Source organism: Rubrivirga aquatilis, from assembly GCF_046845665.1.
Classification (GTDB): domain Bacteria; phylum Bacteroidota; class Rhodothermia; order Rhodothermales; family Rubricoccaceae; genus Rubrivirga.
This window is the reverse complement of the sequence record NZ_CP177355.1, coordinates 709524-727482: the sequence shown is the minus strand read 5'-3', so window position 1 is coordinate 727482 and position 17959 is coordinate 709524. Positions and strand designations below refer to the sequence as shown.

The 17959-nt window shown below is 71.9% G+C and carries 19 protein-coding genes; 13 read left to right on the top strand and 6 right to left on the bottom strand.

Going from position 1 to position 17959, the window contains the following annotated elements:
• Positions 1-6: 6 nt before the first annotated feature.
• From ACLII4_RS03090 to ACLII4_RS03080, 3 genes are all read left to right on the top strand, one after another.
• Positions 7-585, top strand: a complete 579-nt coding sequence (locus ACLII4_RS03090; RefSeq protein WP_412069436.1) for an ankyrin repeat domain-containing protein — start codon at positions 7-9, stop codon at positions 583-585.
• Positions 582-2057 (top strand): tRNA uridine-5-carboxymethylaminomethyl(34) synthesis GTPase MnmE, encoded by a 1476-nt coding sequence (mnmE, locus tag ACLII4_RS03085; RefSeq protein ID WP_412069435.1) that lies wholly within the window; start codon positions 582-584, stop codon positions 2055-2057. Before ACLII4_RS03090 ends, mnmE begins: the two co-directional genes overlap by 4 nt.
• Positions 2058-2142: 85 nt before the next feature.
• Positions 2143-2685, top strand: a complete 543-nt coding sequence (locus ACLII4_RS03080; RefSeq protein ID WP_412069434.1) for a hypothetical protein — start codon at positions 2143-2145, stop codon at positions 2683-2685.
• Positions 2686-2772: 87 nt separating this feature from the next.
• Here ACLII4_RS03080 and ACLII4_RS03075 read toward each other — a convergent pair whose 3' ends face one another.
• Positions 2773-3225 carry a hypothetical protein gene (locus ACLII4_RS03075; RefSeq protein ID WP_412069433.1) on the bottom strand — a complete coding sequence of 151 codons (453 nt, stop codon included), beginning with the start codon at positions 3223-3225 and terminating at the stop codon, positions 2773-2775.
• 144 nt (positions 3226-3369) lie between these two features.
• Between ACLII4_RS03075 and mnmG the strand changes: the two genes are divergently transcribed.
• Together mnmG and ACLII4_RS03065 are read left to right on the top strand one after the other, a co-directional pair.
• A complete protein-coding gene (gene mnmG / locus ACLII4_RS03070; protein WP_412069432.1) occupies positions 3370-5301 on the top strand; it encodes a tRNA uridine-5-carboxymethylaminomethyl(34) synthesis enzyme MnmG in 1932 nt (643 codons plus the stop codon).
• Between the two features lie 82 nt (positions 5302-5383).
• Positions 5384-5992, top strand: a complete 609-nt coding sequence (locus ACLII4_RS03065; RefSeq protein WP_412069431.1) for a 16S rRNA (guanine(527)-N(7))-methyltransferase RsmG — start codon at positions 5384-5386, stop codon at positions 5990-5992.
• Positions 5993-6355: 363 nt separating this feature from the next.
• Here the strand turns inward: ACLII4_RS03065 and ACLII4_RS03060 are convergent, their stop codons facing one another.
• The gene (locus tag ACLII4_RS03060) at positions 6356-6994 is read right to left on the bottom strand and encodes a porin family protein (RefSeq protein ID WP_412069430.1); all 639 of its coding nucleotides are present in this window, start codon (positions 6992-6994) and stop codon (positions 6356-6358) included.
• 215 nt (positions 6995-7209) lie between these two features.
• On the opposite strand from ACLII4_RS03060, the gene ACLII4_RS03055 reads away from it, so the two are divergent.
• Both ACLII4_RS03055 and ACLII4_RS03050 read left to right on the top strand, forming a co-directional pair.
• Positions 7210-8196, top strand: a complete 987-nt coding sequence (locus ACLII4_RS03055; RefSeq protein WP_412069429.1) for a helix-turn-helix transcriptional regulator — start codon at positions 7210-7212, stop codon at positions 8194-8196.
• A 3-nt stretch (positions 8197-8199) separates the two neighbouring features.
• Positions 8200-9342: a hypothetical protein gene (locus ACLII4_RS03050; protein WP_412069428.1), complete on the top strand. Its 1143-nt coding sequence runs from the start codon at positions 8200-8202 to the stop codon at positions 9340-9342.
• A gap of 230 nt (positions 9343-9572) precedes the next feature.
• Here the strand turns inward: ACLII4_RS03050 and ACLII4_RS03045 are convergent, their stop codons facing one another.
• Complete coding sequence (locus tag ACLII4_RS03045; protein ID WP_412069427.1) at positions 9573-9845, bottom strand: hypothetical protein; 273 nt, start codon at positions 9843-9845, stop codon at positions 9573-9575.
• Between the two features lie 123 nt (positions 9846-9968).
• Here ACLII4_RS03045 and ACLII4_RS03040 point away from each other — a divergent pair, with 123 nt between their 5' ends.
• The 4 genes from ACLII4_RS03040 to ACLII4_RS03025 all read left to right on the top strand — a co-directional run bounded on the left by ACLII4_RS03040 (position 9969) and on the right by ACLII4_RS03025 (position 13130).
• On the top strand, positions 9969-11456 hold the full coding sequence (locus ACLII4_RS03040) for a bifunctional metallophosphatase/5'-nucleotidase (protein ID WP_412069426.1): 1488 nt from the start codon (positions 9969-9971) through the stop codon (positions 11454-11456).
• A gap of 146 nt (positions 11457-11602) precedes the next feature.
• Positions 11603-12220, top strand: a complete 618-nt coding sequence (locus ACLII4_RS03035) for a class I SAM-dependent methyltransferase (protein WP_412069425.1) — start codon at positions 11603-11605, stop codon at positions 12218-12220.
• 24 nt (positions 12221-12244) lie between these two features.
• Positions 12245-12667: a DUF1801 domain-containing protein gene (locus ACLII4_RS03030; RefSeq protein WP_412069424.1), complete on the top strand. Its 423-nt coding sequence runs from the start codon at positions 12245-12247 to the stop codon at positions 12665-12667.
• A 34-nt stretch (positions 12668-12701) separates the two neighbouring features.
• Complete coding sequence (locus tag ACLII4_RS03025) at positions 12702-13130, top strand: hypothetical protein (RefSeq protein WP_412069423.1); 429 nt, start codon at positions 12702-12704, stop codon at positions 13128-13130.
• Here the strand turns inward: ACLII4_RS03025 and ACLII4_RS03020 are convergent.
• Entirely contained in the window at positions 13087-13566 is a 480-nt protein-coding gene (locus ACLII4_RS03020; protein ID WP_412069422.1) for an FKBP-type peptidyl-prolyl cis-trans isomerase, read from the bottom strand. The two genes, ACLII4_RS03025 and ACLII4_RS03020, sit on opposite strands and share 44 nt — an antisense overlap.
• Before the next feature lie 331 nt (positions 13567-13897).
• Entirely contained in the window at positions 13898-14581 is a 684-nt protein-coding gene (locus tag ACLII4_RS03015) for an NUDIX hydrolase (protein ID WP_412069421.1), read from the bottom strand.
• A gap of 81 nt (positions 14582-14662) precedes the next feature.
• Between ACLII4_RS03015 and ACLII4_RS03010 the strand changes: the two genes are divergently transcribed.
• Positions 14663-16141, top strand: coding sequence for a dihydrolipoyl dehydrogenase family protein (locus ACLII4_RS03010; RefSeq protein WP_412069420.1), 1479 nt, complete (start codon positions 14663-14665; stop codon positions 16139-16141).
• Between the two features lie 266 nt (positions 16142-16407).
• Here the strand turns inward: ACLII4_RS03010 and ACLII4_RS03005 are convergent, their stop codons facing one another.
• Entirely contained in the window at positions 16408-16677 is a 270-nt protein-coding gene (locus ACLII4_RS03005; protein ID WP_412069419.1) for a hypothetical protein, read from the bottom strand.
• A gap of 114 nt (positions 16678-16791) precedes the next feature.
• On the opposite strand from ACLII4_RS03005, the gene ACLII4_RS03000 reads away from it, so the two are divergent.
• A complete protein-coding gene (locus ACLII4_RS03000) occupies positions 16792-17958 on the top strand; it encodes a DUF2911 domain-containing protein (RefSeq protein ID WP_412069418.1) in 1167 nt (388 codons plus the stop codon).
• Position 17959 lies beyond the last annotated feature (1 nt).

Here is a 17959-nt window from a genome sequence, read left to right as displayed (position 1 = left end):
CAGGCGGTGACCGACGCCCACGCCCCGCACCTCCGCCGCCTCGGTCGCGCCATCGAGCAGGCCCGGACGGACGAGGAGCGCGCGCGCCTTCGGCTAGAGCGGGCGCTCTGGTCTGGAGACGTAACGGAGGTGCTGGATCTGCTCGGCGCCCGTCACCCCGACGAGGTCACCGACGCAGCGACGGGCGACAGGCCGATCCACCACGCCATCGGGATCGCGCCCGCGCCAGGTCTCCGCGCCCTGATCGCACGCGGCGCCGACGTGGACTACGTCGCGGATGACGGCTTCCCCGCCCTCCTCAACGCCATCCATCACACCGAAGACCCGGCCGAGCGGCGGGCGGTCGTCCGCGTCCTGATCGACGCCGGAGCGGATCTGGAGCGCGTCGGCCACAACGGCTGGCGTCCCCTCCACGTCGCTGCGCTCACCGACGACCCGGCCTTGGTGCGGATGCTGCTCGACGCGGGCGCCGACGCACACGCCAAGACGACGGTCGACGATCGGTGGACGGCCACCGAGGAGGCGGAGGAGTTCGGGAAGCAGGCGGGCGCCGAGGCCATCCGCGCGTGGCTCGCAGAACGATGAGCCGCGACACCATCGCCGCCCTCGCGACCGCGCGCGGGGTCGCCGCCCTCGCGGTCGTCCGCGCCAGCGGACCGGAGGCCGTGCCCATCGTCGCCAGCCGGTTCTCGGGGGCCGGGCTGGCGGACGCCCCAGGTCGGACGGTCCACCTCGGGTGGCTGACGGACGCCGACAGGGCGCCCATCGACCAAGTGGTGTGCGTGGTCTGGCGCGGGCCCCACTCGTCGACCGGCGAGGATGTCGTCGAGGTGACGTGCCACGGCGGCGACGCGGTCGCAGGCGCGGTGCTGCGGGCTTTGTTCGAAGCCGGAGCCCGGCCCGCGACGGCCGGGGAGTTCACCCAGCGGGCGTTCCTCAACGGCAAGCTGGACCTGGCGCAAGCGGAGGCCGTCGCCGACCTGATCGCGGCCGAGAGCCGACTCGGCGTGCGCACGGCGGTGGCCGCGCTGCGGGGCCGCGTGTCCGACGCCGTCGACACAGTCCGCCAGTCGCTCCTTCAGACGGCCGCCCTCGTGGAGCTGGAGCTGGACTTTGCCGAGGAGGACGTGGCCTTCGCCGACCGGACCGAATTGCGAGCCCTGCTCGAGCGCGCCGACGCCGCGCTGGCGGAGTTGGCAGGGACGGCCCGGCTTGGCGCCCTGGTACGTGACGGCGTCCGCGTCGTGCTCGGCGGGCGACCCAACGCAGGCAAGTCGACACTCCTCAACGCGCTGACGGGCCAGGACCGCGCCATCGTCAGCCCAACGCCAGGGACTACGCGCGACGCCATCGAGGCCGAGGCCGAGATCGGCGGGTTGCGGTTCCGGTTCCTCGACACGGCCGGCTTGCGCGAGACGGCCGACGCCATCGAGGCCGAGGGCACGCGCCGCGCTCGCGCGGCCATCGACGGCGCGGATGTCCTGGCGTACGTCGTCGACGCGACGATGGGGCTGGACGCCGAGGAGCGCACGTTCTTGGACGGGCTGGCGGCGCGGCGGCCGGATCTGCCGATGGTCCTCGTGGCGAACAAGACGGATCTGGTAGCCGAGCCCCCCCCCGCCGATACCGCCATCGCTCCGCTTCGTGCGGCATCGGCTGTCCCCCTCACGCGTGAGGGGGACAGTGCGTCTTCCTTGAGCGCAGCGATGGGCGACCCACAGGGGGAGCGTCCCCTCCCTCTCTCCGCCCGCGACGCGCTCGCCGACCCCGCCGTCCTCGACACCTTGCGCCAGCGGCTCCTCGACGCCGTCCGCGCGGGGGGCCTCGACGCCAGCGGCGCCGGGCTCGTCGCCGTCAACGAGCGGCACCGGGCGCATCTGGAGGCCGCGCGCCAGGCCGTCGGCCGGGCCCAGCAATCGCTCGACGCAGGCGACGGCGGCGACACGCTCGCGCTCGACCTCCGGGCGGCGCTCCACGAGCTGGGACTCGTCACCGGCGCCGTGACGACCGAGGACGTGCTCGACGCCGTGTTCTCGCAGTTCTGCATCGGCAAGTAGCGCGGCGCTCCCCGCTGCCGTGAGCGTCGACACGGGGCGCCCACCCGCGACACGCTATCCTGCGGGCCCACACGCCCGGACCGCCATGCGCGCCGCCCTCCTCGCCCTCGCCTTGCTCCTGCCCGCCGCCGCTGGCGCCCAGACGGACGCCTGGCCCGCCGCCGACCCCGCCGACGTCGCCTCGATCGACGCCATCATCGCCAACGTCTACGCGGTGATCTCGGGGCCCGCCACCGAGGAACGCGACTGGGACCGGTTCCTGTCGATGATGCACCCCGAGGCGCGGCTCGTCCCGACCGGCATGCGTCCCGATGGAACGGGGTTCGCCCGGGTCATGACGGCGCACGGCTACGCCGAGGTCGCTGGGCCGATCTTCCGAGAGACGCCGATGTTCCAGGGCAAGGGCTTCTACGAGGTCGAAGCCGCGCGACGCATCGAGCGCTACGGCTCCATCGCCCATGTCTGGAGTACGTATGAGAGCCGCCTCGACCCGGCCGAGGCCCCGTTCGCGCGCGGCATCAACTCGTTCCAGCTCTTCTGGGACGGCGACCGCTGGCACGTGCTCTCCATCTTCTGGCATCAAGAGGACGACGCCACCCCCATCCCCGCGCCGTACCTCGAAGGCTGAGCCCGCGTCGATCTCCGGCGCAGCGCCCTACAACGCCGGCCCACGCCTGTCCGCCCTGCACTGGGCAAGGCACGCTCGACACCGCGCTCAGGCCACGCCCACCTCTAGCGTGAACCGGTGCGCGTCGGAGTTGGCGTAGCGGAGCTGCCACGTGTTGAGTTGCTCCTCGGACAGCCCCGACACCATCTCGGCCACCTCGTCGATCGTCCGGTCCACGTCGTCGACGATGGCCGTCAGCCTCGGATCGCCGGCTGTCGAGAGCGCGCACATTTTGATGGCGGCGAGTTGGTTGAGCACCCGGTCTTGAAGCATCTCGCGGATGTCGTGGATGGCCTTGGCCCGGAGCCGTCGCTGGCGCTCCCGGTCCACGGACTGGATGGCGATCTGGAGCGTCAGCAGGCTCGCACACGCCAGCCCCCCCGTCAGCATCGGCGGCGCGCCGACCAGCACGAGGGCCGTGACGGCTCCGAACAGCACCAGCGTCGCGCCGGCGAGGTAGAGTTCAAAGCGGAGCAGGACATGATGGACTACCAAAGCCAAGGCGAACACCGATCGTTGACGGGGGTATCGACCTCACTCTCAACCAGATAAGCGTCTGGCTGCGAGGGCCCGCTTCGCACCGAATCCGGGGAGGCCCGCACAGATGCGTCCTATTCTGACCCCCGACTCCCGACCCCTGACCCCGTGACCCGATTCGACGTCGTCGTGGTGGGCGGCGGCCACGCCGGGGCCGAGGCCGCGCACGCCGCCGCCCGGCTTGGCGCCCGCACCCTCCTCGTCTCGATGAGCCTGGACGCGCTCGGCGCGATGTCCTGCAACCCCGCCATCGGCGGGGTCGGCAAGGGCCAGATTGTGCGTGAGATCGACGCGCTCGGCGGGCTCATGGGCCGCGTCGCCGACGAGACCGGCATCCAGTTCCGGATGCTTAACAAGGGCAAGGGCCCCGCTGTGTGGAGCCCGCGCTGCCAGTCCGACCGCGCCGCCTACGCCGCCGCCGTCCGTCGCGAGCTCGAGGCAACGCCGGGCCTCTTCCTGCGCCAGGACCAGGTCGTCGACTTGCTCACCGAGCCCGCCGGCCCTGCTGGCGGGGCGCGGCACCGCGTCACGGGCGTCGTCACGCAGACCGGGCTCGAGATCGCCGCCGGCGCCGTCGTCATCACCGCTGGCACATTCCTCAACGGGACCATCTGGATCGGCGACCAGCAGTTCGGCGGCGGCCGGGCCGGTGCGCGCGCGGCGATTGGGCTGAGTGCGACGCTGGAAGGGCTGGGCTTCGAGCTGGGCCGCCTCAAGACCGGCACCCCGCCCCGCATCGACGGCCGCACCATCGACACCGCCGCCTGCGAGGAACAGCCCGGCGACGCCGACCCGCGCCCGTTCTCGCACCTCACCGACGCCCTCCCCGACGACCAGCACGCGTGCTGGCTGACCTACACCTCGCCCGCCGTCCACGACGTGCTGCGGACCGGGTTCGAGGACTCGCCCATGTTCACGGGCCGCATCGAGGGACAGGGCCCGCGCTACTGCCCCTCGATCGAGGACAAGATCGACCGGTTCGCCGACCGCGACCGGCACCAGCTCTTCCTCGAACCCGAGGGCCGCGACACGCACGAGGTCTACGTCAACGGCTTCTCGACGAGCCTGCCCGAGGCCGTCCAAACTGAGGCACTGCGGCTCGTGCCCGGGCTGGAGGACGCGCACATCCTGCGGCCGGGCTACGCCATCGAGTACGACTACGTCCCGCCGTACCAGGTGCGGTACACGCTGGAGACGAAGGCGGTCGGCGGGCTCTTTCTCGCGGGCCAGATCAACGGGACGACGGGCTACGAGGAGGCTGCGGCCCAGGGCCTGCTGGCGGGGATCAACGCCGCCCGGTCGCTCGGTGGAGCCGACGGCGTCGTGCTCGGGCGCGACCAGGCCTACATCGGCGTGCTCATCGACGACCTCGTCGCCAAGGGCACCGACGAGCCGTACCGCATGTTTACGTCGCGCGCCGAGCACCGGCTGCTGCTCCGCCAGGACACCGCCGACCGCCGCCTGACGCGCTTGGGCGCAGAGCTGGGCCTGGCAAGCGCCGAGCGCGTCCGGCGCCTCGACCAGAAGGAGGACGCGCTGGCGCAAACCTTGGCCGCGCTCCGGTCCACGAACGCCAGGCCCGACGCCGTCAACGGCTACTTGGACGCCCTCGGCACCTCGCCCATCGACCGCCCGACGCGGTTGGCGAAGTTGGCGCTCCGCCCCGAGGTGTCGCTGGTGGATCTCTTGGCGGCGACCGGGCACGCCGATCTTGTGGTCCCCGGGCCGGGTATGGAGCGGACCGACGAGCTAGCGCAGATCGAGCTGCGCTACGCCGGCTACGTCGAGCGCGAGCGTGACCTCGTCGCCCAGATGCAGAGCCTGGAGCGCTGGCGCGTCCCGGACGGCTTCGACTACGCGCCCGTCGCGGCCATCACGCTGGAGGCGCGCGAGAAGCTGGCCCGCATCCGCCCCGACACACTCGGGCAGGCCTCGCGCATTTCGGGCGTCTCCCCCGCCGACGTGCAGGCGCTGATGGTGCTCCTCAAGCGGTACCGAGCGCCCAGCGGCGACGGCGCTTCCGTCCCCGAGCCTGTATAACCGGTGCGAGGTGCTCGGTACGGGGTCCAGCCCCCGCCCGCCACCTCTGGACTACCTCGTGCCCCGTACCTGCTGACGCCCCATGATCTCCTCCCTCCCCGTCCCGCTCTCCGGCGCCCAGCGCGCGACGCTCGACGCCTACGTCGGCCAGATGGAGCGGCTCAACCGGCGCGTCAACCTAGTCGCCCGGCCCGCCGACCGGACCGACCTCGAACGCCACGTCCGCCACTGTCTCGCACTCGCGACCCGCCCGTTCGAGGCAGGCGCCGTCGTCGTGGACTGGGGCAGTGGCGGCGGGTTGCCGGCGGTCCCCCTCGCGGTCGCGTTCCCCGAGGCGTCGTTCATCGCCGTCGACACGGTCGGCAAGAAGACGGAGGCCGTCAAGCTGTTCGCCCGGCGCTTAGGCCTCGACAACCTGACGGCCTGGAACGGCCGCGCCGAGGTGTACGACGGGCCCGCCCCGACGCGCTCCGTCAGCCGTGCCACGGCGCCCCTCGCGACGCTGTGGGCGTGGCACGAACGCGTGGCCACGCCGGGCGCCGACCTCCTGTGCCTCAAGGGCGGCGACCTTCGCGACGAGCGCGCGGCCCTCGACGAGGAGTGGCCCGGCCTCGCCGTCGAGACCGAGGGGCTGGCGGACATGCTCGGCGCGGAGTGGGCCGACAAGGCGCTCATCGCGGTCACGGGGTGACGGGGCACGGGCAGAGTGCAGACGCCCACCCGAGACGGACTGCTGTTTCCGTTCCCGGCGCTCGTGGCACCTGCGCCCAGACGTCCACTCCTCTCCGGGCGCCCAAGCAGGCCGCACGCCCCGGGGTGCGATCTCGCCGGGCGCGGACGATCCGCCGTGGGGCAGTGCGAAACGCTGTGTCCCGTCCTGTGAGTCGTAGGCGCGCAAGCTCTGTGTTGGGTCACGACCCGCATAGGGCTGACAGGTGCCTGCTTCTACATGCCAACGAAACGCGCCCGCCGACCAGGTCGACGGGCGCGAGTGATGGCGAGGCGGAGGTATCAGAAACCGCTAGCCTGTCAGGCAGAGAGCCGAGCCGATGGGCTAGTAGCGGCTGTAGCCGCCGCCGCCAAAGCGGTACCCGAGCGTCAGCGAGACGACCTGGTTCTTTCGGTCGAGGTTCGTTCCGAAGACGGGATCGAAGTCCGTCACGTCGGTCAGGCCACGGGAGAAGCGGGCGTCGACGTAGAACGGGCCGGAGCCCACGTCGATGCCCGCGAGCACACCGTAGTCTGTGGCCGCCTCGAGATCAGCGTCGAGAATGTCGTTGACCACGTCGTTCGGGGCGAACTCGTCCGCCTCGACCTTGGCCGTGAGCGGGACGCCGACGTAGCCGCCCAGCGACAGCCCCACGTCGAGCGCGGAGTTGGTCGGGAGACCGATGCGGAGCGAGACCGGGACCTCGAGGTAGCCGATCCGGGTGTCGAGCGTGTAGTTGTCGTCGGTGTCGAAGTAGGACTCGCCCTTTTGCGAGTACAGCGCCTCGGCCTGAATCGAGACCAGCGGCGTGACGGGGAATTGGGCCGTCAGGCCACCGACGAACCCGAGCAGCGCCTCGGACTCGTTGGCGTCATCGCCGACGAAGTTGGACGTGTTGAGACCGGCCTTGAGGCCGAACGTGGCCTGGGCGCTGGCGGGGACCGCGAGGACGGCGGCAAGGGCAAGGAGAGAAAGGAATCGCATGGGGTCGGGGGGATGGGGGGGATGCGTGCGGGCTACGGAGCCCGACGTTCGGGCCTTCAAGCCGCGCGCCAACGGCGCCGGGTCTCGCCTCCACACCGTCTTCGGCCGCGAAACGAACCGCGACGCGCGATCGGACGTTGACAATTCGGTGTCACCCGTCCGATCCTTCGGACACCGCTGCCCGCCCCCGTCGCCACCCCGCTCCCCGCCGCTGGATGTCCCGCTCCGACCGCTCGCTGAACAAGACCGAACGCCTGTTCGCCCTCGTGCTGCTCCTGCAGAACCGACCGAACATGACCTCCCGCGACCTCGCGGAGCACTTCGCGGTGAGCCGCCGCACCATCTTTCGCGATCTACGGACGCTGGGCGAGAGCGGCGTCCCGCTGACGTACGCCGAGTCCGGGGGCTATGAGATCCTGGAGGGCTACCAACTCCCGCCGCTCATGTTCAGCGCGCGCGAGGCGGCGACGCTGCTCGTCGGCACCGGCTTCACCAAGCTCCAGCCCGACGCCAGCCTGCGCACCGACGCCGACGCCGTGGCGATGAAGATCCGCAACGTGCTGCCCGAGCCCGTCCGCGACTACATCGACCGGCTCCAGGAGCGGACGGTGCTGGCGCCGTTCAACGAGCCCGCCGAGAGCGGGGCGACCGAGGACGAGCAGGGCCTGTGGTTCGAGCTCTCCGAGGCCATCGCCCGCCAGCGCGTCGTCAAGATGACGTACTACGTCGCCAGCCGCGACGAGGTGACGATCCGCGAGGTCAACCCGCTCGGGCTCGTCTACTACTCGGATCATTGGAACCTGATCGGCTACGACCACCTGCGCGACGACATCCGCAACTTCCGGCTCGACCAGATCAAAAAGCTCCGCACGCGCTTCGACCGCTTTGAGCCGCCGGCCGGGTTCGACCTCAAGGAGCACCTCCGCGAGCGGGGCACGCGGCCCGAGAACGTCCGGATGACCGTCCGCTTCCGCAACCGCGCGTGGCGCTGGGCCCGGCGCGCGGTCCCGGCGGATGTGCTTCAAGAGCTCGAGCGCGACGGGTGGACCGAGGTGACGTTCGAGTTCGAGAACGTGGCGTATGTCGCCAAGTGGCTGCTGCGTTACGGCACCGACGCCGAAGTGGTGAGTCCGGACGACCTGCGCGACGAGGTGATCTCGCAGGCGCGGGCCGTCGCCGAGATGTACGCCGCGCTCGCGTAGCCCGTGCGCCGGCCCCTCTTGCTGCTGGCGCTGGCGCTCGGCGCGTGTGACGCGGCGGGCGGCGACACGCTGACGGTGGCCGTGGTGAGCGGCGACGGGCAGCGGGGGCTGGCGGGGCAGCCGCTCGCGGAGGTCGTCGTCATCGAGGTCCGGCGCGGCGGGGCGCCGGCGGCGGGCGTTTCGCTGGCGCTGGCGGCGACGGACGGGGGGCGCACCCCGGCGACGGTCCGAACGAGTGCCTCGGGGCGAGCCGCCACCACGTGGACGCTCGGGGACGGGGCGGGTCGCCAGCAACTCGCCATCGACGCGGAGGGGGCACGGGCTGAGGCCGTCGCTGAGGTGGTGCCGGACGCGGAGGCCGACCGCATCGTCGTCGCGGGTGGCGCCGTCCGCGGGGCGATCGTGCTGGCGGACGTGGACGGGCGCCGCGTCGTCGTGCGCGAGCGGACGACGGGCGCGCGCGACATCCCACTCGTGCCCTTCGACGGCGGCACCGCGACGGTCGTCGTGTTCGGCGTCGACGGGCCGCCAACGATCCGCACCGCCGCGTGGACACCGGGGGCGGACCGCATCGAGGTCGCGCTCCGAGCGCCGCTGGCGGTCGAGGTCCGTGCCGAGATCCAGGAGCCACCGTTCCCCGCGCACCGCGACGCCGCGCTCCGCGACGCCGCACGGATGAGCGACATCTGGCAGACCTCCGGCCTCGGGCTCACCGTCGGGGCCGTCGACGTGATCGACCGGACGACCTTAGCGCCGACCGTCACGCCCATCGGGCCGTGCCCGCCGACGGCGGAGGCAACGCGGTCCGTCGTCCGCTACGTCACCGACATCCCGGGCTACCAGGGCTTCGCGTGCCCGGGCGGCGTGCTCTACATGGACGCCCACACCGGGCAGCGGGGGCTCCTGCTGGCGCACGAATTCGGCCACCAGTTTGGGCTTCGGCACACGACGGCGGGCGTGATGAACCAGAGCTTGCAGGGCGCGGCCACCGTCACCGACGGTGAGATCCTGCGGGCCTACGTCTTCGACGGCTCGGACCTCAACACGCGCTTGGAGGCGACGCCCGCGGCGGAACGGCGGTCGTGCGGGGGCTCGCTGGTGGTCGTCCAGCCGTGCCTCGACACGGGCTACCGGCTGCCGGGGTGATCAGAGCCTTGCGCTCTTCCCTGTTGAGAGACGGCACGGAGGCCCTACAGCGTCGTCCCACGCACGTAAGGGATCTCAGCGCGGTCCTCACGCCCATCCTTCCGTTCGTCGCGACACGGGGATCTCGCTAAGATCCCTCGCACGCTCGGGATGACGTGTGCTGGGAGGCGCGGGCGAGACGCATCTCGCCCCTACGGCTCGTCCGACAGGCTGGCGACGGGAAGCCGTCCTTACGAGACGACTTCGAAGTCGGCGCGCTTGCCGACGGCGGTCGTCACGACGTTGACGACCGTGACGACGGCGTCGCCGGGGCCCGAGGTCGTCTTGTGGTAGATGATGCCTTCAAAGGTGGCCTCCTCGATATCCGTCGAGATCTCGGCCTCCTCGTCGTTGGCGAAGAACACGCCCTTGTACTGCTTGCCCTCGAACGTGTCGACGGGGAACACGTAGCCTTGACCTTCGATACCGGCCAGCGTTGCGTCCTGGAGTTCGTAGAGCGCCAAATCAAACCTCGGAGTGTGGGGGGAGTCGAGCGCCCAACAGGAGGGCGGCCGGCCGAGCGACGGTTCGTCGCGCTCGGTCTATCCTTTTATGAATCCGCATCCCCGGGGTTTCCCCCGTGCCGCATGAAGACGCTCCACCTCGCCGCCGCCGTCCTCGTCCTCGTCTTTGCCGGGTGCGCGCCGACCGCCCCGCTGGCGACCGACGACGACGGGCGGACGTTCACCGTCCTCCAGATCAACGACGTCTACGAGATCACGCCCGTCGAGGGCGGGCGGTCCGGGGGGCTGGCGCGCGTGGCCGGGCTGCGCCAGCAACTGCTGGCGGACGACCCGCACACGATCACGGTGATGGCGGGCGACTTTCTGAGCCCGTCGGCGCTGGGGACGGCGCGCGTGGACGGCGAGCGGCTCTACGGCAAGCAGATGGTGGCCGTGCTCAACGCGCTCGGGCTCGACGTGGCGGCCGTCGGCAACCACGAGTTCGACGTGAGCGCCGACGCCTTCGCGGCGCGCGTGGCCGAGGCCGACTTCCCGTTTATCACCGCGAACGCCGTCCAGCCCGGCGGCGCCCGCCTCGACGGCGTCCCGGCACGCCTGACGCTGACCGTGCCGACGCCGCGCGGCCCCGTCCGCGTGGGCATCGCCAGCGTGGTGCTCCCCTCCAACCAGAAAGACTGGGTGCACTACCTCGACGCCGACTCGACGCTGCGGGCCGAGGTGGCCCGGCTCGACGCAGAGACGGACGTGGTGATCGGGCTGACGCACCAGGCCTTCGCCGACGACGTGCGCGCGGCGGCGACCATCGACGGGCTCGACATGGTGCTCGGCGGCCACGAGCACGAGAACGTGCGCGCGTACCGGGGCTCGCGGATGGTGCCCATCTTGAAGGCGGATGCGAACGCGCGGACCGCGTATGTCCACCGGATCACAGTCGCGCCGGGCGGAGCGGTGAGAGTGGTGTCGGAACTGGTCCCGATCACCGCCGCGACGCCCGAGGACGCCGCCGTCGCGGCGGTCGTCGACGAGTGGGTGCAGACGGCGTACGCGGGCTTCATCGCCGACGGCTTCGACCCCGATAAGGTGGCCGTGACGACGACCGACGACCTGGACGGGCGCGAGGGGACGGTCCGCACGCGCCCCGCGCGGCTGGGCGCGCTGATCGCCGACGGCTTCGTGGCGGCCTCGGGCGCGGACGCGGGGCTGTTCAACGGCGGCTCGATCCGCGTCGACGACGTGCTGGCGGCCGGCCCGTTCACGGAGTACGACGCCATCCGGGTGCTGCCGTTCGGCGGGAAGGTCGTGACCATCACGCTGCCGGGCGCCGTGCTGGCGCGGGCGCTCGACCAGGGCAACGCGAACGCCGGGACGGGCGGCTACCTCCAGCGCTCGGCCGACATCGGGCAGGCGCCCGATGGGACATGGACCGTCGGCGGCGCGCGCCTGGACCCGGCGCGGACCTACACGCTGGCGACGAACGACTTCCTAGTGCTGGGCCTCGAGACCGGCCTCGATTTTTTCAGCGTGGAGGGCAACCCGGAGATCTCACTGGTCGGCGAGCACGGCGACGTGCGGCGGGCGCTGCTGGACCAGCTGGCCCGGGTGTACGAATAAGCCGCGGCCGTCGCGAGCTTGGCAGAGGTCCTCGGCTCACCCCGTTACGACGGGGGAGAGTCCTCGATGCTTCCCACGACCGCCGTGTCGCCAGCCGAAGGCGGCCGGGCGGCCACCGACTGCATCGATAGCGCCAGAGCCACGCCATGAGCGATTGGGATACCGAGACGGCGGAGCGGTACGCGCAGCGGTATGGCGACTATCCCACCAACCGGCTCGCGGTCAACGCGCTGGATCTCGCCGCCGACTCGACGATCGTGGATGTCGGCTGCGGAACGGGCTCGGCCCTGAGGAACGCCGCCGCCCGGGTCTCAGCGGGCACGCTGATCGGGGTGGACCCTGTGCCTCGGATGATCGAGATCGCACGGGAGCAGACGGCGGGGCACCCCGCGTGCCCTCGGATCGCGTTTCACGAGGGGCGCGCGGAGCAGTTGCCGCTCGACACGGCGTCTGCGGACGTAGTGCTCGCCTTCGACTCCTTCGACCATTGGGCAGACAAGCCGCGCGGCCTGCATGAGATCCGCCGAGTGCTGCGTCGTCACGGGCGTCTCGCAGTGGTGAAGGACGGAGGCGTGCCGGGCGGATTGCACGCACGGAAGGCGTTCGCGGACCTCTTGACGAACGCGGGGTTCGAGGTACTGCGGGAGCGGGAGATCGCGGAGGCCGACGTCTGGTTCACCCTGTGGGAGTGCTCCGCCGGTGGCGTGGCGATGGCGCGGGGCTATCAGAGCCCCGCGAGGCTGCCCGGGCTGGGGCGTATCTAGCGGTCCCCAGCTACTGCCAGCACGATGCAAGAGCGCGCCCCGCAGGACCGCACGTCCCCGTCCCAGTTGATCGACGCGAGGATCGAGGCGCTGGACGACTGGCGGGGCGAGGCGCTCTCCCGACTCCGCAGGGTGATCCACCGCGCGGACCCGGAGGTGGCTGAGGAGGTGAAATGGAGGAAGCCCTCCAATCCGATGGGCGTCCCGGTGTGGTCCCACGCAGGGATGATCTGCACGGGCGAGACGTACAAGGACAAGGTGAAGCTGACCTTCGCCAAGGGGGCGGCGCTCGACGACCCGTCGGGCTTGTTCAACGCCAGCCTTACCGGTACCACGCGGCGGGCCCTCGACCTCCGAGAGGGCGACGAGATCGACGAGGAGGCGTTGGAGGCACTGGTCCAGTCGGCCGTCGCCATGAACGTGTCCCGTGCCGACGGGACGGCATGACGTCACCCCGGCCTTTCTCCCCCGCACCCGGTCGATGATGCACGCCTGCCGTCGGCTCCTCTGGATCGACTGCGCTGCCGGCGCCCTCGTCGGCGCGGCGACGCTAGGGACGCTGGGCTGGCTGAGCGAGCTCTACCTGCTGCCGCGCGAGCAGGTGCTGCTGATCGGCGGGGCGAACCTGACGTACGCCGCGTACTCGTTCGCGCTGGCGATCCGGCCCCGGCGGCCGCTGGCGCTGCTCGTGCTCTTGGTGTTGGCGAACGCGACGTGGGCGGTGCTGTGCGCGCGGTGGGCCGTGCTCTATGCCGACACCGCGAGCGCGTTCGGGCTGGCGCACCTGGTCGCTGAGGCCGTGATCGTCGGGGGGCTGGCGGCGGCCGAGTGGCGCTGCCGGGGCGTGCTGCGGACGGCGGGCGCCGCTACTGGCACTGGCGGGCGTCCTGGAAGACCCCCGTCACCGTGATGTCGAACTCGAGGACGGAGCACGACGGGATGCCAACGCGGCCCATCTCGATGGCGGCTGCAGACGCCTCCCGCGACCTCGTGCCATAGCCGAGGCTGGGCGGGATGACGACGCGGCGGGTCTGGCCGACGCGCTGGCCGCTCATGCCCAGGACGAAGCCTGGGATGAGGCGCGCGTTCGAGGAGTAGAAAAACGTCAGCGAGCCCTCGTCGAAGGTGCCCGAGCCGTCCGCCAGCCGGCCCACGTAGTCCACGCCGACGCAGCTGCCAATCTCTACGGCCTCGCCAAGCGTGGTGCCCTCGGGCGTCAGGTCCTCGGTCGAGAACTGGGCCGTCGAGTCGCACGAGTCGGGCTCGCCGGAGTCGCAGCCGGAAAGGGCGGGGACGCCGGTGAGGGCGAGCAGCCCGAGGAGGGCGAGCGGGGCGAGGCGAATCATCGGTGGAACGGGGGACCAGGCCGAAGCTAGCGGGGGGCGTGAGCGGCGCCCGTCGGGATTCGGTGGATCGGGCGGCGGCGGGGGTGAGTCGGTCCCGGACGGGCGCCAGCGGTCGATGGGTTTGCGCCAGCCCGGCTTGCGCCAGCCCTCACCCTGTCTCCCGAAGGGAGAGGGACGGCGTCGGAGGGGCCCGCACAAGCGGACTCGTGCGGATCCCCGACCGAACCTCCCCTCCCGGACGGGAGGAGCCGGGGGAAGGGGGACAGGCTGGCGCTACCCGGCGGACGCCGGCGGTCGGCTCGCGCCCGCAGAGGCCCCGACGCCCGCAGGCTCAGGCCGCCGCCAGCAGGGCCTCGGGGTCGAGCGCGGCGAGGTGCTCGCGGAGCGTCACGAAGCCGACGCGCGCGACGGCCTGCGCCCACGGGACGAACGCGACGATCTCGATGCCCTCCCGCTTCTCGGGCTTGAACGTCTCGGCCGTGGTCGTCATCGCAAACCAATGCGTTGTCTTGACGGCGTAGAGGTCGCGGTTGCCCCAGGGGTAGCCGTGGACCGTCGTCCCGAGGTCGGCGCCGACGGTGAGCGCCTTCTTCTTGATGCCGACTTCCTCGGCCACCTCGCGCTTGGCAGCCTGCCGGGGCGTCTCGCCCTCATCGAGCTTGCCCTTGGGGATGTCCCAGGCGCCACGCCGGAAGATGAGCAGCAGCTCCGGCCCATCCTCGCCTCGACGGACCACGTAGCCGCCGCCCGCCGCGATCGGCGCCGGTCGCCAGTAGTCCCCGTCGGGGTCCACATTCAAGACCGCCTCGCGTGGGACGTGCGCGGTGCCGCCCGCGCGGACCGTCAACCGATCACCGTCGAGCACCAAGACGCGGCCGAGGCCGCCGTCCGGGCCGACGGCGGCGGCTTCGGCCGCGTCGAGCGACGTGTAGAGGCGGTACGGCTCGCCGTTCGCCGACCACCCGTCGGCGGGGAAGCCGTGGTCGCGGACGAACGTGGGCAGGAAGTACAGCACGGGGACCGGGGGGGCGAGTGGCCGGTAAGATCGGCGCAGGACTCCCCCTCTACCCGTCCATTCGCCACCGTGCCCCTCTGTATGGCCCACTACGACGTCGACCTCCTCGTTCTCGGCGGCGGGGCCGCCGGCCTCACCGCCGCCGGGACGGCCGCCAACTTGGGCGCCAAGACCCTGCTGGTCGAGCGCGACCGGCTCGGCGGCGACTGCACGTGGACGGGCTGCGTGCCCTCCAAGACGCTCCTCCACATCGCCAACCTCCGCGCGAACGCCGAAGCCTTCGGCGCCTACGCCGACGGCGACCCAACCCCGCCCATCGACTTTGCCAAGGTCATCGCCGACGTGCACCAGACGCGGCAGGAGGTGTACGAGGACGCCGACGACCCGGCCATCTTCGAGGGCTTCGGCATCGAGGTCGTGAAGGGTGACGCGCGGCTGACGGGCCCGCACGCCGTCCACATCGACGGGCCCGAAGGCGGGCGCGACGTGTCGTTCCGCATGGCCATCCTGTGCACCGGCGGCCGCGCCGCGCCGCCGCCCATCCCGGGGCTCGACGCGACGCCCTACCTCACGAACGAGGGCCTGTTCGAGATCGACGCGCTCCCCGAGCACCTCGTCATCGTCGGCGGCGGGCCGATCGGGTGCGAGATGGGCCAGGCCTTCCGCCGTCTCGGCTCGCGCGTCACCGTCATTGACCGAGCCGACGAGATCCTGGGCCGCGACGACGGCGACCACGCCGAGATCTTGCAGGGCGTGCTCGACCGCGAGGGCGTCCAGTTCCGGCTCGGCGCGGACGTGGAGACCGTCGAGGAGACCGACGCGGGCGTCCGTGTCACGCTGTCGGTCGATGGGGCCCGCGAGACCGTCGAGGGCGACCGGCTGCTGATCGCGACGGGTCGCACGCCGAACGTCGAGGACCTGGGGCTGGAGGCGGCGGGCGTCGCGTTCACCAAAAAGGGCATCACCGTCGACGAGCGGTGCCGGACCTCGCAGGGCCACATCTGGGCCGCCGGCGACTGCACCGGCGAGTACGCCCTCACCCACATGAGCGAGCACATGGCCAAGCAGGCGGTCACGAACGCCATCCTGAAAGTGCCCGCCGCCATCGACCGCGACGGCATCACGTGGACGACGTTCACCACGCCCGAGGTCGCCCAGCTCGGGCCCACCGCTGCCGAGCTCGACGAGAAGGGCACCGACTACGTCGTCTACCGCTTCCCGTACTCCAAGGTCGACCGGGCGGTGACGGAGCACGCGACGAACGGGCACATCAAGATCCTGGCGACCAAGTGGCGCGGCAAGATCCTGGGTGCCAGCGTCGTCGGCGAGCGGGCGGGCGAGCTGATCTCGATGCTGGCGGTCGCCCGCAAGGGCGGCGTGTCGGCGCGCGAGATCTCGGACACCATCATCCCGTACCCGACGTACGGCCTGGGCGCGCGCCGTGCAGCCGACCAGTACTACATCCAGAAGCAGTTCCCGGTCGTCGTCGACACCCTCAAGCGCGTGTTCGGGTACCGGGGCACGACACCACCCCCGCCGGACCCAGACCGCGTGCTCTGAGCGGGCACCGATGCTCTATTGAGACGATCCCTACCGTGTCATCCCGAACCGAAGGTCGGCAGAGCCAGCTTCTCGAGGGATCTCCGTCGCGCACCGCGCGACTACAGAGCTCGCACGTCGCGGAGTGCTCGGCTGAGATCCTTGACTGCGCGACGCTTCGCGCTCGACCCCGCCGCTGCGCGGCTCCGCTCAGGATGACCCCAGGTAGGGTCGGCAGAGCTTTGTAACAGAGCAAGGCGCCCTTCCGCCCCGGGCCCGATGCGGAGTTACTCGTCCTCGACGATCCGGCGGAGCAGCGGGTCCTGGATCTCGTCGTCGGTGTCGATCTCCTCTTCGATCTGCTCGAGGAGCGCTTCGGCCTCCGTCTCGGCCGCTCGCTCCACGACCACGAGCGCGGCGAACCCGTCGGCGGCCCCCCCCATCGGCGTCGCATGCACCACGCGCCAGCCCGCGCGGAGGTGCTCGTCGAGCGCGCCGAGCGACGGCGTCCGCGCCCCCCCGGGGTCCGTGGTGACGACGAGAGCTTTCTGAGGCATGGCGGTGGGCGCGGAGGCCGATGAGAGCGCCGGCCCCGGTCGTCGGTTCCCGGCGAGGCGCGGGAACAGCGCGTCCGCCTGGAGTCGTTGCTCGGACGCCCCACCCCGGTCCTCATGCTCCGTTTGCTCCCCCTCCTCCTGCTGGTCGGCTGCGCCAGCGCGCCGCCAACGCCCAGCGCCGTCGCCGAGACCGCCGCGTTCGTGACCCGCCTGGGCGACGACACGCTCGCGGTCGAGCGGTTTTCGCAGACGCCGACCGGCATCACGGCGACCGTCGCCCTGCGCGCGCCCCAAACGACGCTCGCGACGTACCGCCTCGACCTCGACGGCGCGGGGGGGCTCGTGGGCTATGAGGCCGTGATCCGCCAGCCGCTCACCGGCGAGGTGCTGCGCCGCGAGATCGCAACGCCCGTCGGCGACAGCTTGCGCGTGACGGTCACCGAGACCGGCGCCGCGCCCGAGACGCGCACGATCGCGGGCGCCGACCGGCCGCTCCCATTTATCGACATGGTGCACTGGCCGTTCGAGCTGATGGTCGAGCGCGCCGTCGCAGCGGGCGGGCCGCTCGACCAGCCGCTCTTCACGACGCGCGGCACGGTCGCCTTCACGAGCGACGTGGCGGCCGATGGCGCCGTCACGGTCCGTCACCCGTTCCGCGGGCCGATGGCTGTGCAGGCCACCGCGCGCGGCGACCTCCAGACGTTGGACGCCAGCCAGACGACGCGCAAGCTCACCGTCACCCGTGTCGCGGATGTGGACGTGGAGGGCGCGGCGGTGCACTTCGCCGAGCGCGACGCGGCGGGGCGGCCGTTCGGCGACTTGTCGGGCCGCGGCGAGGCCGTCGCCAGCATCGGCGGGGCGACGGTCGCCGTCGACTACGGGCAGCCGCAGCGGCGCGGCCGCGAGATCTGGGGCGCGCTCGTGCCGTGGGGCGAGGTCTGGCGCACCGGCGCCAACCGCGCGACGCACCTCACGACCGACCGCGCGCTCGTGCTCGACCCCGAGGGCGCGGCGCTGGCGGTGCCCGCTGGCGAGTACACCTTGTTTTCGATCCCGCAAGCCGATGGCGGAGCCTTGATCGTCAACCGCCAGACGGGGCAGGGCGGGACGACGTACGACCCCGCCCAAGACCTCGGCCGCGTCCCGCTCGCGCGGTCGCCGCTCGACGCGACCGTCGAGGCGTTCACGATTGCCGTCGAGGAGACGGGCCCGAACGCCGGGCGGCTCGCGCTCCGCTGGGACCGCGACGCGTTCTCGGTCTCGTTCGCCGTGGCCGACTAAC